Annotated in this window: 13 protein-coding genes; 3 read left to right on the top strand and 10 right to left on the bottom strand. The window is 54.4% G+C overall.

The genetic code is table 11. The annotated features are described in order from the left end of the window. Positions 1-113: 113 nt before the first annotated feature. Positions 114-1,517 (bottom strand): sensor domain-containing diguanylate cyclase, encoded by a 1,404-nt coding sequence (locus tag LZP96_RS06075; RefSeq protein ID WP_082904962.1) that lies wholly within the window; start codon positions 1,515-1,517, stop codon positions 114-116. A gap of 495 nt (positions 1,518-2,012) precedes the next feature. On the opposite strand from LZP96_RS06075, the gene LZP96_RS06070 reads away from it, so the two are divergent. Beyond that, positions 2,013-2,294 carry a YjcB family protein gene (locus LZP96_RS06070; RefSeq protein ID WP_064324448.1) on the top strand — a complete coding sequence of 94 codons (282 nt, stop codon included), beginning with the start codon at positions 2,013-2,015 and terminating at the stop codon, positions 2,292-2,294. 112 nt (positions 2,295-2,406) lie between these two features. Here the strand turns inward: LZP96_RS06070 and ssb1 are convergent, their stop codons facing one another. Continuing rightward, positions 2,407-2,937: a single-stranded DNA-binding protein SSB1 gene (ssb1, locus tag LZP96_RS06065; protein WP_064324447.1), complete on the bottom strand. Its 531-nt coding sequence runs from the start codon at positions 2,935-2,937 to the stop codon at positions 2,407-2,409. Positions 2,938-3,182: 245 nt separating this feature from the next. Between ssb1 and uvrA the strand changes: the two genes are divergently transcribed. Next, positions 3,183-6,005: an excinuclease ABC subunit UvrA gene (gene uvrA / locus LZP96_RS06060; RefSeq protein ID WP_064324446.1), complete on the top strand. Its 2,823-nt coding sequence runs from the start codon at positions 3,183-3,185 to the stop codon at positions 6,003-6,005. Between the two features lie 3 nt (positions 6,006-6,008). Here uvrA and LZP96_RS06055 read toward each other — a convergent pair whose 3' ends face one another. From LZP96_RS06055 to dnaB, 6 genes are all read right to left on the bottom strand, one after another. Continuing rightward, on the bottom strand, positions 6,009-6,362 hold the full coding sequence (locus LZP96_RS06055) for an MmcQ/YjbR family DNA-binding protein (RefSeq protein ID WP_064324445.1): 354 nt from the start codon (positions 6,360-6,362) through the stop codon (positions 6,009-6,011). A gap of 2 nt (positions 6,363-6,364) precedes the next feature. Then, positions 6,365-6,781, bottom strand: a complete 417-nt coding sequence (locus LZP96_RS06050) for a secondary thiamine-phosphate synthase enzyme YjbQ (RefSeq protein ID WP_064324444.1) — start codon at positions 6,779-6,781, stop codon at positions 6,365-6,367. Between the two features lie 113 nt (positions 6,782-6,894). Continuing rightward, complete coding sequence (gene aphA, locus LZP96_RS06045; RefSeq protein ID WP_064324443.1) at positions 6,895-7,608, bottom strand: acid phosphatase AphA; 714 nt, start codon at positions 7,606-7,608, stop codon at positions 6,895-6,897. A gap of 809 nt (positions 7,609-8,417) precedes the next feature. Continuing rightward, positions 8,418-9,611: an aromatic amino acid transaminase gene (gene tyrB, locus LZP96_RS06040; RefSeq protein ID WP_064324442.1), complete on the bottom strand. Its 1,194-nt coding sequence runs from the start codon at positions 9,609-9,611 to the stop codon at positions 8,418-8,420. A 119-nt stretch (positions 9,612-9,730) separates the two neighbouring features. Beyond that, positions 9,731-10,810, bottom strand: coding sequence for an alanine racemase (alr, locus tag LZP96_RS06035; protein ID WP_064324441.1), 1,080 nt, complete (start codon positions 10,808-10,810; stop codon positions 9,731-9,733). Positions 10,811-10,827: 17 nt separating this feature from the next. Next, positions 10,828-12,240 carry a replicative DNA helicase gene (gene dnaB / locus LZP96_RS06030; RefSeq protein ID WP_064324440.1) on the bottom strand — a complete coding sequence of 471 codons (1,413 nt, stop codon included), beginning with the start codon at positions 12,238-12,240 and terminating at the stop codon, positions 10,828-10,830. 65 nt (positions 12,241-12,305) lie between these two features. Between dnaB and LZP96_RS06025 the strand changes: the two genes are divergently transcribed. Continuing rightward, complete coding sequence (locus LZP96_RS06025) at positions 12,306-13,289, top strand: quinone oxidoreductase (protein WP_064324439.1); 984 nt, start codon at positions 12,306-12,308, stop codon at positions 13,287-13,289. Between the two features lie 185 nt (positions 13,290-13,474). On the opposite strand, the gene pspG is transcribed toward LZP96_RS06025, so the two are convergent. Beyond that, the gene (pspG, locus tag LZP96_RS06020) at positions 13,475-13,717 is read right to left on the bottom strand and encodes an envelope stress response protein PspG (protein ID WP_064324438.1); all 243 of its coding nucleotides are present in this window, start codon (positions 13,715-13,717) and stop codon (positions 13,475-13,477) included. A 137-nt stretch (positions 13,718-13,854) separates the two neighbouring features. Continuing rightward, positions 13,855-14,850, bottom strand: a complete 996-nt coding sequence (gene dusA / locus LZP96_RS06015; protein ID WP_064324437.1) for a tRNA dihydrouridine(20/20a) synthase DusA — start codon at positions 14,848-14,850, stop codon at positions 13,855-13,857. Between the last annotated feature and the right edge of the window lie 56 nt (positions 14,851-14,906).

The following is a 14,906-nucleotide window of genomic DNA, read 5'->3' as shown; positions in this document are numbered from 1 at the left end:
AAGATAACACAACAGAGTATCGTTGATTAAGACAAACTCGCGACAGAGTGAAAAAGGCGCATTTTAATCCTGGATTTTTAAACTATTTTCGCGTTTTTGTTTCACCCGGTGATTTATAAGTAATCAACAGCGACCACCGCTTTCCCACGGCCTGTCCGTTTAGCATCATATAACGCTCTGTCTGCCTGGGTAAGAAGCAGGGAGACGTCGCGTTGCCCGAAGCGGACATCCACGACGCCTGCGCTGAACGCAAGAATTAAGGCTTTATCGCCAATTTGAAGGGGCGATGTGCGGAGCGCTTCACGCAGCGCGGTGCAAAGCGTCAGGGCGGCAGCGCTGGTTGCGCCTGGCAGCAGAAGCAGAAACTCTTCTCCGCCAACGCGCCCCAGTGAGGACGACGCCGGGCTGATTTCCCGGAGACAATCACAAAAATGCACCAGCGCCCGGTCCCCAACCTGGTGTCCCCAACCGTCATTAATTTGCTTGAAATAATCCAGGTCAAACATCAGTACACAGAATGGGTGGGCCCGGTCCTGTCGTCGCTCGCTTTCCAGCGCAGCGGTCAGCCGCTGTAATATAGCGGACCGGTTTAAGCAGCCGGTGAGATCGTCGGTCATCGCTCTCACTGCCAGCTGCTGTTCCGCCTTCTTACGCTCGGTAATATCCAGACCAATGTTGAGAATCGAGCCGTCCGGCAGCGGGACGTTTGACCACAAAATGGTGAGCGTCGCGCCATCCTTTCGCCGCGGATGCCACTCGTACATGTCGTTAAGCGGCAAGGCATTTAACGATCCGCGAACGCAACGCCGCTCTTCCTGATCCGGACAGAAGAGTGCCAGCGGATCGGCGTGGGTATTAATTTCCGCCATCCTCCAGCCAAACACCTTTTCACATTCGGCATTCCAGAGTACGCAGCGGTTTTGTCGATCGAAACTGCTCATTAAAACCGGGGCTCGTTCAAACAAGATTTTATAGTGCGTCACGACGCGCTGCATCTCTGCTGCCGTGCGTTCACGGGCCACGATCTCGGCAAAACGATCGCTGAGTTTTTCCATCAGGACCACGATGACGTGCTTCAGGGTCGGCATTGATAAGAGCCGTTGTGAAAATCCCAGGAAGAAATAGCCATTACCCTTTCCTTCCCTGTCTGCAAGCTTACATAAGACGCCGCCCTGTAAGTGTTGGTAGCCGGGATGTGAAGAGGTAAAAAGGACTTTGCCAACATTCTCCTTCCAGTAGATTGACCGCCACGAACGGTGCTGACGTTGTAATAGGGTACTGGCAAGAAAGTGGGTAATGTCGAACGAGTGGCAGCTCAGGTTCCCGGCGCATATTACACGCTGCATGCCCGCGTCATCATCCAGGCTTATCCAGGCAAGCGTCGACCCCAGCGTACGATTGATGGTTTCCAGCATCCCGGCTAAAGAACTCTGAGACGTTAACAGCGGCATCAGTTTTGCTAAAGCATGCAACGCCTGCACGCTGTCGTTTACCACTTCGCGACATCTGTCGTTAATCATTTTCGCAGGTCCTGGAATGATAAAAACCGGGCACAGCGAATAACTCAGGATTCGACGGGAAATGCCCCGGACCCATTATTCCAGGGGTAATAAATGAGATACAAAAGACGATGCATGTGTGAATAATAAATGACACAACCAGATAAAAATCAATAAATTCAATATCCTGAATCACTTGCCGTGCGTATATTTATTTATCCGTTCAAGCATAATCTATAGGATGAATACTGTACATATTGTACGCAGGGCCGATTCCCGTACAACTTTAATTATCCTGATGAATTTATTATAAAGATATCGAAAAGCGAACCCTTAGCGCACGAAGATATATTTTCCTGCCCTCTTTACTCAGCCATTTTTAGTCGAAAAACGCACATTTTTACTGCAACGAGACTGGTGAATAAAAGAACAAATGTGATATAGTTCACACATATTTTGTAACGAGAAACACTGTTTCATTATTGTTCATCTGCTCTTTCGAGGATCGGTTTTATGGCAACCCTTACCACCAGCATGGTGCTTCTGCGCTGGCCGTTATTCAGCGCCGTTTTGATGTTTTTGGCCAGTACGCTGAATATTCAGTTTCGTAAATCAGATTACGCAGGGCTGGCCGTCATCAGCACCCTTTTGGGCGTTGGCGCAGCATGCTGGTTTGCCATGGGCCTGCTGGGCATCACGCTCGTCGACGTGGCGACGATCTGGGAAAACGTGAAAGTAGTAATGGTTGAAGCAATGAGCCACACGCCACCAGAGTGGCCAATGGTGATTACCTGATTGACGGGGTCATTCTGCGCTTAGCTAAAAACGATGGCGTAAGACGCTCGCTGAATTTTTGTCATAAAAAAAGGCCCTGAAAGGGCCTTTTTTATTAACGGTGACAACGGACTTAGAACGGGATGTCGTCGTCGAAATCCATCGGCGGTTCATTAGACGGGGCTGGAGCAGACTGCTGCTGTGGGCGAGACTGCGCGCCACCGCTGAACTGGTTGCCGCCCTGCGGCTGCTGAGGCTGGCCCCAGCTACCCTGCTGCTGTTGCTGTCCGCCACCTGCCGGTGCGCCGCCGCCCTGACGGCCGCCCAGCATCTGCATGGTGCCACCCACGTTAACCACCACTTCCGTGGTGTATTTCTCAGCGCCGGCCTGATCGGTCCATTTGCGGGTACGCAGCTGGCCTTCGATATAAACCTGAGAACCTTTACGCAGATATTCACCGGCCACTTCGGCCAGTTTGCCAAACAGCACAACGCGGTGCCATTCGGTCTGCTCTTTCATCTCACCGGTCGCTTTATCACGCCAGGATTCGGACGTAGCCAGCGTAATGTTGGCAACTGCGCCACCACTCGGCATGTAGCGTACTTCCGGGTCCTGGCCCAGATTACCGACGAGAATCACCTTGTTTACGCCTCTGCTGGCCATGATCGTGTCTCCTGAATTCGTTTCTTAATAGTGTAACGCGCGAGTGTATCATTTCCATGTAGCATTTTGATAGTTGCAGCATGGATTCCAGATATCTTGCGCCAGCCAGACATTGTTACATACTCATTCAGAATTTGCATTCCAATACTGTATATTCAAACAGGTTATATTGTGTCATAATTAGCCGTTTATGCCGTTTGTCCTTCAAACAAACCAGGCATCCGAGTCTCTACCGGGAAAGGTGAATGGATAAGATCGAAGTACGGGGCGCCCGCACCCATAATCTCAAGAATATCAACCTCATAATCCCTCGCGACAAGCTGATTGTCGTGACCGGGCTTTCGGGGTCTGGTAAATCCTCACTGGCTTTCGACACCTTGTATGCCGAAGGACAGCGTCGTTATGTTGAATCATTGTCTGCGTATGCCCGTCAGTTCCTGTCGCTGATGGAAAAACCTGACGTCGACCACATTGAAGGGTTGTCGCCTGCCATCTCTATTGAGCAGAAATCGACATCGCACAACCCGCGTTCAACGGTCGGCACCATTACAGAAATTCATGACTACCTGCGCCTGCTGTTTGCCCGCGTGGGTGAGCCGCGCTGTCCGGACCACGACGTCCCGCTGGCCGCGCAGACCGTCAGCCAGATGGTTGATAACGTGCTGGCCCAGCCGGAAGGCAAACGCCTGATGCTGCTGGCACCGATCATCAAAGATCGTAAAGGCGAGCACGCCAAAACGCTGGAGAACCTGGCAAGCCAGGGCTATATCCGCGCCCGTATCGACGGCGAAGTGTGCGATCTGTCCGATCCCCCTAAGCTTGAGCTGCAAAAGAAACATACGATTGAAGTGGTCATCGACCGCTTTAAAGTGCGTGACGATATGTCGACACGCCTGGCGGAGTCCTTTGAAACAGCGCTGGAGCTCTCGGGTGGCTCGGCAATCGTCGCCGATATGGACGATACCAAAGCCGAAGAGTTGCTCTTCTCGGCCAACTTTGCCTGCCCTATTTGCGGCTACAGCATGCGCGAGCTGGAACCGCGTCTGTTCTCGTTCAACAACCCGGCGGGCGCGTGTCCAACCTGCGACGGTCTGGGCGTGCAGCAGTACTTTGATCCGGACCGCGTGATCCAGAACCCGGAACTATCTCTGGCGGGCGGCGCGATTCGCGGCTGGGATCGTCGCAACTTCTACTATTTCCAGATGCTGAAATCGCTGGCGGAACACTACAAGTTCGACGTGGATTCCCCGTGGGGAAGCCTGGGCGCCGCTGTGCATAAAGTGGTGCTGTATGGTTCAGGTAAAGAGAACATCGAGTTCAAATACATGAACGATCGCGGCGATACGTCCGTGCGTCGCCATCCGTTCGAAGGCGTGCTGCACAATATGGAACGCCGCTACAAAGAGACGGAATCCAGCGCGGTGCGCGAAGAGCTGTCTAAGTTTATCAGCAACCGCTCCTGCGCCTCCTGTGACGGCACGCGTTTGCGTCGCGAGGCTCGCCACGTTTATGTTGAAAACACCCCGCTGCCCACCATCTCAGATATGAGCATTGGGCATGCGATGGACTTCTTCACCAACCTGAAACTGGCTGGCCAGCGTGCGCAAATTGCGGAAAAGATCCTGAAAGAGATTGGCGATCGCCTGAAGTTCCTGGTGAACGTCGGCCTGAACTATCTGTCACTTTCCCGCTCAGCGGAGACGCTTTCAGGTGGTGAAGCCCAGCGTATACGTCTGGCAAGCCAGATCGGCGCGGGCCTGGTGGGGGTCATGTACGTCCTGGATGAGCCGTCTATCGGCCTGCATCAGCGCGATAACGAGCGCCTGCTGGGTACCTTGATCCATCTGCGTAATCTCGGCAACACGGTGATCGTGGTTGAGCATGATGAAGACGCGATCCGCGCCGCTGACCACGTTATTGACATCGGCCCGGGTGCAGGCGTGCATGGCGGCCAGGTGGTGGCAGAAGGCACGCTGAAAGACATTATGGCGGTCCCGGCATCTCTGACCGGCCAGTTCATGAGCGGCAAGCGCAAAATCGAGGTGCCGAAACAGCGCGTGGCTGCCAACCCGGAAAAAGTGTTGAAACTGACCGGTGCGCGCGGCAACAACCTGAAAGACGTAACCCTGACGCTGCCTGTGGGTCTGTTCACCTGCGTCACCGGCGTGTCTGGTTCGGGTAAATCAACGCTGATTAACGATACGTTATTCCCGATCGCTCAGACCCAGCTTAACGGCGCGACGCTGGCAGAACCGGCCCCTTACCGCGATATTCAGGGTCTGGAACATTTCGATAAAGTGATCGACATTGACCAGAGTCCAATTGGGCGTACGCCGCGTTCTAACCCGGCCACCTATACTGGCGTGTTTACGCCCGTTCGTGAACTGTTCGCCGGTGTACCGGAAGCGCGTTCGCGCGGGTATACGCCAGGACGCTTCAGCTTTAACGTGCGCGGCGGTCGCTGCGAAGCCTGTCAGGGCGACGGGGTGATCAAAGTCGAGATGCACTTCCTGCCCGACATTTATGTGCCGTGTGACCAGTGCAAAGGCAAGCGTTATAACCGCGAAACGCTGGAGATCAAATACAAAGGCAAAACCATCCACGAAGTGCTGGATATGACCATTGAAGAAGCGCGTGAGTTCTTCGATGCCGTTCCGGCGCTGGCACGTAAGCTGCAAACGCTGATGGATGTTGGCCTGACCTATATTCGTCTGGGACAGTCTGCGACCACGCTCTCCGGCGGCGAAGCACAGCGCGTGAAGCTGGCGCGTGAGCTGTCTAAACGGGGTACGGGCCAGACGTTATATATCCTGGATGAGCCGACCACGGGGCTGCACTTTGCCGATATCCAGCAGTTGCTCGAAGTGCTGCATCAGCTGCGCGATCAGGGCAACACGATTGTGGTTATCGAACACAACCTGGACGTCATCAAAACCGCAGACTGGATTGTGGATCTGGGTCCTGAAGGCGGCAGCGGCGGTGGGGAAATCCTCGTCTCCGGTACGCCAGAGACGGTTGCAGAGTGCGAAGCCTCGCACACCGCCCGTTTCCTGAAACCGTTGCTGTAACCGCTATACGGAAAGCTGCTGCCGGGTTGTTTCCGGCAGTAGCTCTACCGCCTGCTGATATGACGCATCCACCAGATAGTAAATTTGTGACCCTGGAATGGTGCCGTCGAGATAGACCGTGCTCCAGTGAGCCTTGTTCAGATGTTTGCTGGGCCTGACGTCATCATGCTGCTGACGAAGTAAATCCGCCAGCTCAGGACTGGTTTTCAGCGACGCCGCCGGACGGCCTTCCACCTCTTTCACCATGGCGAACAGAATATCGCCCACCTTAATCTGCGTGGCTTTCCAGTCGCTGTGGACGCTCTGTTCCGCACCGGGTTTGCTCATGCAGTACTGAAGTATCTCCGAAATGGTCATCTTTATTCCCCTTGAAGCGTTGCGATAATTTTGCGCGAACCGCCGTGAATACGATGTTCCCCCAGCCATATCCCTTGCCACGTTCCCAACAGCACTCGCCCGTTATGAACGGGCAGCGTCAGAGAGACGCCCAGCAGGGAGGATTTAATATGCGACGGCATGTCATCCGGCCCCTCATAATCATGATCATAAGGGGCGTTGTCCGGAACGGTTTTGAGAAAATGCCGCTCCATATCGGAACGGACGGTGGGATCGCAATTCTCATTTAGCGTGAGAGAGGCTGACGTATGCTGAAGCAGCAGATGTAGCAGACCCGTTTTGATACGCGACAGATCGCGGATCTGCCCGAAGAGTTCGTCGGTGACCAGATGAAATCCACGCGATTTGGCGCTTAAGGTCAGGGTCTGTTGAAACCACATAGGCTGCTCCATGATGAAAGATGAATCTTTCTAAGTGTGCAGCAAGAAGTCGAAAGGTTAAACCCATCGCGGCAAGATTTGATTAAAAAAGAATCAAACCCGCCGCCCGTGGATTAATACTCCGAATTAACAATCACTTCTTCGCCAAACTTTCCAGCCATGGGTAAGGGACGATAGGTGGAGTTAGAGGCGCGTAAGACGCGGATCGCTCTGGCTCCCACTTCTTGCGCCGCGGTGATGTCATTATCAGAGTCGCCATAAAAGACTTTGATATTTTTCTGTTCAAGCCACTGAGTTTTGGTGTTTTGCCCCTCTTTGTCCCCGGCAAAAATGACCGGGTTCATATTGGCCGCAGGGATTGTAAAGTCACCCTGCAACGTTTTTGAGACAGTTTCAGTTTTGGTCTGGCTGCGGCCCGTAACGAAATAAATGCTGTCGCCGCGTTTAACGTGCATTGCGATCAGGGCGCGGGCGACCTCTTTTGGAATGCTGTATTCATCCCAGCCGTTGTTCATTTTTTCCCAGAACTCAGGGTTTTTCAGGTACTCCTCGCTTTCTGGTGAATAGGTTTTTTTACCCCGCCAGAAGCCAGGACTGGAAAAGAGAACGGTGTCATCGATGTCAAACCCGACGGCCATAGGAGCACGGCCCATCAGACTGTTTTCGATTTGAGCCACGGACACCCAGTGAATCGGTGCCTGTTCAGCGAGTATGGCCGCGGTGGTGCCGGTATAAAGCGGTGTCGGTGCGGAAGCGCGGGCGACGACTGCACTATTAAGTGAGAACAATAAGCAGGCGGCGCTGAGCGCCAGTGTGATCTTGCGCATGTTTTCCCCTGAATATTCAGTTTGTTATCGTTATATTTTGAGTGAATGGTCAAAAAACTATCCGACCATAACTCCAGCGGGAGGCGAAGGAAAGGAGTTTTTGCTTATGAATCTGGATAAAAAGAAGGCGATCACAGAGTGCTGTGCAGAACAGTGATGAGATAAACGCCACTGCCGCCGGGAAAACATGTCTGTGCGGTCTGATGCCCTCACCCCGGCCCTCTCCCAGGGGGAGAGGGGGCAAATACAACAACGGCAACGTTGCGGTCTGTTGCCCTCACCCCGGCCCTCTCCCACGGGGAGAGGGGGCAAATACAACAACGGCAACGTTGCGGTACGCAGCCCTCACCACAGTCCTCTCCCACAGGGAGAGGGGGTAAACACAACAATGGCAACGTTGCGGTATGTCGCCCCCACCACAGTCCTCTCCCACAGGGAGAAGGGGCAAATACAAAAACGGCAACGTTGCGGTATGCTGCCCTCACCACAGTCCTCTCCCACGGGGAGAGGGGGCAAATTCAACAACGGCAACGTTGTGGTATGTTGCCCTCACCAAAGTCCTCTCCCACGGGGAGAGGGGGCAAATACAACAATGGCAACGTTGCGGTACGCTGCCCTCACCCCAGCCCTCTCCCACGGGGAGAGGGGGTAAACACAACAACGCCAACGTTGCGGTATGTTGCCCTTACCCCAGTCCTCTCCCACGGGGAGAGGGGGCAAACACAAAATCGGCAACGTTGCGGTATGTTGTCCTCACCCCAGCCCTCTCCCACAGGGAGAGGGGGAAAGACTAAACAGTGAGTGAGTGCTTACATTACCGCTGCAAATGCTTGTGCCACGCGCTGGACGTTGCTGGCGTTGAGGCCTGCGACACACATGCGACCGCTGGCAATCAGGTAAACCCCGAACTCCTCGCGCAGACGATCGACCTGGGCTGCACTCAGGCCGGTATAGCTGAACATGCCGCGCTGCTTGAGCAGATAGTCAAAATTATGCCCCGGGACAGCCACTTTCAGCACGTCCACCAGCGCCTGACGCATCGACAGAATACGCTGACGCATAGCTTCAACTTCCGCAAGCCACTTCGCTTTGAGCGCGTCATCGCTGAGGACGGCTGCCACCACCTGCGCGCCAAAGGCGGGCGGGCTGGAGTAAATACGACGGACCGTGGCTTTCAGCTGGCCCAGTACGCGTCCGGCGGCCGCTTCATCCTCACAAATAACCGACAGACCGCCAACGCGCTCGCCGTAAAGTGAGAAGATTTTTGAGAAGGAGTTGCTGACCAGGGCAGGCAATCCCGCACTGGCAATCGCCCGAATGGCGTAAGCGTCTTCTTCCATGCCCGCGCCAAAGCCCTGATACGCAATGTCGAGGAACGGAATCAGATTGCGCGCCTTAAGCACGTCAATGACGGCATCCCACTGGCTGTTTGTCAGGTCGGCACCGGTTGGGTTGTGACAGCAAGGGTGCAGCAGCACAATGCTGCGTTCTGGCAGCGTTTGCAGTTTTTCCAGCAGCGCATCAACGCGCACGCCGTTGGTCTGCGTATCGAACCACGGATAGGTTGCTACCGTGAAGCCTGCGCCTTCAAAAATGGCGACGTGGTTTTCCCAGGTCGGATCGCTGACCCACACGCCCGAATCCGGGAAGTACTTTTTCAGAAAATCTGCGCCCACTTTCAGAGCACCCGAGCCGCCCAGCGTCTGGATGGTTGCCACGCGTTTTTGCTGTAATACGGCGTGTTCGGCGCCAAACAAAAGCGGTGCAATCGTATTACGGTAGGTGTTTAGCCCTTCCATCGGCAGATAGAGCGACGCGCCATGCGGGACAGCGTTCAGGCGCGCTTCCGCCTCTGCTACCGCCTGCAACTGAGGAATGATGCCCTCTTCATTGTAATAAAGACCAATGCTGAGGTTTACTTTATCGCTACGGGGATCTTCTTTGAAACGCTCCATTAAGGAGAGAATGGGGTCGCCAGCGTAGGCGTCAACTTTCTGAAACACGCGATGATTCTCCGGAATTCGATGAGGCAGGTATTTCCACAATAAACCGGAAGTGAAAGAAGATCGAGAGGATGTTAATCAATGCGGAGTGAGGACGGATGCCTCACTCCTGGAATGACTCAGTCGACGTATTTCATCGCCACCCGCGAGGTGAGACGCGTAATAAGTTCGTAAGCACTTACTTTTGTGATTTCCGCGATGCGCTCGACCGGTAAACCTTCGCCCCACAGAACCACCGGATCGCCGGCTTTATCCTGCGCCTCGGGTCCTAAATCGACACAAATCATGTCCATCGCCACGCGCCCGACGATCGTTACTTCGCGGCCATTGACCAGCACCGGAGTACCCGAAGGCGCCGCGCGCGGATAACCATCGCCATAGCCCATTGCGACCACGCCCAGCCGGGTATCTCGTTCACTGGTCCATGTTCCGCCGTACCCTACAGGCTCGCCCGCCATGTGTGGACGGACGGCAATCAGGTTAGAGACCAACGACATCACGGGCTGGAAGCCAAAATCCGGGCCCCAGGGTTTGTTTTCTAATGGCGAGACGCCGTACAGGATAATGCCCGGACGCGCCCAGTCGAAATGCGATTGTGGCCACAGCAAAATCCCACCGGAAGCGGCGATAGAACGCATCCCCGGCTTCCCTTCGCAGAAGGTATTAAAAATATCCAGCTGCTGCTCGGTAGCGCCACACTCAGGCTCATCGGCACGGGCAAAGTGGCTGACAATATTCACCGGCTGGCGCACGTTGCGGCACCGGGAAAGACGCTGATAAAACGCCTCAGCCTGTTCAGGACGCACGCCAAGACGATGCATACCCGTGTCGAGCTTCATCCAGACAGTGACCGGCTCGCTCAGATCGGCGGTTTCCAGGGCTGCCAGCTGCTCTTCGTTATGTACGGAGGTATGGAGATGCTGGTGGGCAATCGTCGGCAGATCGCTGGCTTCAAAGAAGCCTTCAAGCAGCAGTATGGGTTGCGTGATGCCGCCCGCCCGAAGTCGCAGGGCTTCGTCGAGTCGGGCGACGCCAAAAGCGTCGGCATCCGGGAGCGTTCGCGCAGTCTCAAGAAGACCGTGTCCATAAGCGTTCGCTTTCACGACTGCAACGAGCTTGCTGGCAGGCGCCAGTTCACGCAGACGTTGCAAATTGTGTCGCAGAGCGCGGCGGTTAATGACGACAGTTGCCGCTTGCATGTTGAATTCCTTAGAAATTACTCATCATCGTACTGAGGGCCCGCGTAGTTATCAAAGCGCGACCATTGCCCGTTAAAGGTCAGACGTACCGTCCCGATAGGACCGTTACGCTGCTTTCCAATAATGATTTCGGCGATCCCTTTCATGTCGCTATTTTCGTGATACACCTCATCACGGTAGATGAACATGATTAAGTCGGCGTCCTGCTCGATGGAGCCTGATTCACGTAAGTCGGAGTTAACCGGGCGCTTATCAGCGCGCTGTTCCAGCGAGCGGTTAAGCTGCGAAAGGGCCACGACGGGCACCTGCAACTCTTTCGCCAGCGCCTTGAGCGAGCGCGAAATTTCGGCAATTTCCAGGGTACGGTTATCCGACAGCGAAGGTACACGCATCAGCTGAAGGTAGTCGATCATGATAAGACCGATGCCACCGTGTTCGCGGGCAATACGCCGCGCGCGGGAACGCACTTCCGTCGGCGTCAGGCCAGAGGAATCGTCGATATAAATATTACGTTTTTCCAGCAAAATGCCCATAGTGCCGGAGATACGCGCCCAGTCTTCATCGTCTAGCTGGCCGGTACGAATGCGGGTCTGATCCACACGCGACAGGGATGCCAGAGAACGCATCATAATCTGATCGGAGGGCATCTCAAGACTGAAGATTAAAACCGGTTTATCCTGCAACATCGCCGCATTTTCGACGAGGTTCATCGCAAACGTGGTTTTACCCATCGACGGACGCGCCGCAACGATAATCAGGTCGGACGGCTGCAGGCCCGCGGTTTTTTTGTTCAGATCGTCGTAACCGGTATTTACCCCCGTTACGCCGTCGTGCGGTTGCTGGAAGAGCTGTTCAATACGCGCAATGGTCGAGTCGAGCACATCCGCAATATTTTTAGGCCCTTCGTCTTTATTGGCGCGGCTTTCCGCAATTTTAAAGACGCGTGATTCAGCCAGGTCGAGAAGATCTTCGCTGGTGCGGCCCTGGGGATCAAAGCCCGCTTCGGCGATTTCGTTAGCGACCGCGATCATCTCACGGACAACGGCGCGTTCGCGCACGATATCCGCATAGGCACTGATGTTCGCTGCACTTGGCGTATTTTTAGAGAGCTCAGCCAGATAGGCGAAGCCACCAACGCTGTCCAGCTGACCAAGACGCTCCAGGGATTCTGCCAGCGTGATCAGGTCAATCGGACTGCCCGACTCCTGAAGGCGTGCCATTTCAGTGAAAATATGGCGATGCGGACGGGTATAAAAGTCCTCGGACACCACGCGTTCGGCAACATCGTCCCAACGCTCGTTGTCCAGCATTAAACCGCCCAACACCGACTGTTCCGCTTCAATCGAGTGCGGCGGGACTTTTAACCCGGCGACCTGATAATCACGTTCGCGAGGTTCAGTCTGTTTGTTGAAGGGTTTGTTTCCTGCCATAGTGAATGGAGTTACCGAGATAAAGAGTGGGTCGAAAGATTACCACATTTTCTTATGGAGGAAGCATGGCAACGCGTATTGAATTTCACAAGCATGGCGGTCCCGAGGTACTTAATGCGGTTGAGTTTACCCCCGCGGCGCCTGGCGAAACCGAAATCCAGGTGGAAAATAAAGCCATCGGTATTAATTACATCGACACCTATATTCGCGGCGGCCTGTATCCGCCTCCCTCGATGCCGAGCGGATTAGGAACCGAAGCCGCAGGCGTGGTGGTGAAGGTCGGCAGCGCCGTGAAGCATATTAAAGAAGGCGATCGGGTGGTGTATGCGCAGTCGGCGCTGGGCGCTTACAGTTCCGTTCACAACGTTCCGGCCGACAAAGCCGCCCTGCTGCCCAATGCGATCTCGTTTGAGCAGGCCGCTGCTTCCTTTCTGAAAGGGCTGACCGTCTTTTATCTGCTGCGTAAAACTTACGAAATCAAACCGGACGAGCCATTCCTGTTTCACGCGGCCGCGGGCGGCGTGGGGCTGATTGCCTGCCAGTGGGCGAAAGCACTGGGAGCAAAACTGATTGGCACCGTGGGGAGCGCGCAAAAAGCCCAGCGGGCGCAACAGGCAGGCGCCTGGCAGGTGATTAATTATCGTGAAGAGAGCATTGCCGAGCGGGTCAAAGAGATCACCGGCGGCAAGAAATTGCGCGTGGTGTATGACTCGGTGGGGAAAGATACCTGGGAAGCCTCGCTCGACTGTTTGCAGCGCCGTGGCCTGATGGTGAGCTTTGGCAACGCCTCAGGCGCCGTGACCGGTGTGAATCTCGGCATCCTCAATCAGAAAGGCTCGCTGTACGTCACGCGCCCTTCCCTGCAAGGCTATATCACCACGCGTGAAGAGCTGGAGGAAGCCAGCAATGAGCTGTTCTCGTTGATTGCAAGCGGAGTCATTAAGGTGGATGTGGCCGACGCCCAAAAGTATCCGTTACGAGAGGCACGGCGTGCGCACGAAGTGCTGGAGAGCCGGGCAACGGAAGGATCGAGCCTGCTTATTCCCTGACCCTAAAAAAGAAATTGGGCTTCCCGTGGGGAAGCCCTTTCTTTTTTTAGTTCGGCTGTATGTAGGGTACAGCTCGATGAATTCTTTAGCGGCAGTCATAGTGACAGATTCAATAAGTAAATCCTATTCTGTTCTAAGCAATGCTGCCGGAAAAGTTGCAGGTATGTGACGAACCCCTCAATACCTTAGTAACGGAATCGCTTATTGCGCTGATAAGTCGGGATTTTTGGTGATTTAATCGCCCGAATAACCCACACAACCGCAATCGCCAGCAGCAACCACGGCAGCAGCTTAATCGTCAGGGCAAAGAGCCCGCCAATGAACATCACCACGGTTGCCACAACCATTGCGATCATAATGCCCAGCAGTGAGACACCCGTAACCATCAGCATGACAAAAAATCCTAATACAAAAAGTAGTTCAAGCATGGTTCTCTCCCACGTAATACCCGAATGATGTAAAGGCTATTACAAGAATCATGCCAATTTTAACTCATTGAAAAAGGACAAAAAAGGCCTGTCATATCTGACAGGCCCTGGTGAAATTGACGAAAATTAAGTGAAATTTATCGTTTATCAGCGACCAGACGCAGCGCATGCTCAAGCACATTGATGTCCGCGCCGGGTTTATGGGCATTTTCACTCAGGTAGCGACGCCACTGACGTGCGCCAGGGATCCCCTGGAAAAGGCCGAGCATGTGCCGGGAGATATGCCCCAGATAGGTACCCTGACTGAGTTCACGTTCAATATAGGGATACATTGCGCGCACCACGGCGACAGGATCGCTATCCGCGCCGTTAACGCCAAAGATTTCACGATCGACGGTGCTCAGAATGCCGGGATTCTGGTACGCCTCGCGTCCGACCATCACGCCATCCATATGCTCCAGGTGCGCTTTGGCCTCATCGAGGGATTTAATGCCGCCATTGATCGACATCGTCAGGTGCGGGAAATCGCGCTTTAACTGATATACGCGCGGGTAATCCAGCGGCGGGATTTCACGGTTTTCTTTTGGGCTTAATCCAGAAAGCCAGGCTTTACGAGCGTGGATGATGAACATCTCGCACTCGCCTTTTCCGGCTACCGTATCGATAAAATCACACAGGAACTCGTAGCTGTCCTGGTCATCGATGCCGATACGGGTTTTGACCGTCACGGGAATAGATACCACGTCACGCATGGCTTTGATCCCGTCCGCCACAAGCTGCGCATTGCCCATCAGACACGCGCCGAACATGCCATTTTGTACGCGATCGGAAGGGCAGCCTACGTTAAGGTTTATCTCGTCGTAGCCACGCGCTTCGGCCAGTTTCGCACAGTGGGCGAGTGCCGCCGGATCGCTGCCGCCCAGCTGCAAGGCGACAGGATGTTCTTCTTCGCTGTAGGCCAGATAGTCGCCTTTACCGTGAATGATCGCCCCGGTCGTCACCATTTCGGTGTAGAGCAGCGTATGGCGGGAGAGCTGGCGCAGGAAGTAGCGGCAGTGTCTGTCCGTCCAGTCGAGCATCGGCGCGATGGAAAAACGATGTGCAGGGAAAGTTGACTGAGATTCTGACGACATGGCGAAGTTTTAAGCATCTGCTGGAAAAGGGGCGCTACTATAGCATAAGAAAAGCC

It is taken from the genome of Huaxiibacter chinensis, assembly GCF_022171985.1.
GTDB lineage: Bacteria > Pseudomonadota > Gammaproteobacteria > Enterobacterales > Enterobacteriaceae > Enterobacter > Enterobacter chinensis_A.
Note: the sequence above shows the minus strand (reverse complement) of the source record. Positions and strands in the feature narration are given on the sequence as shown.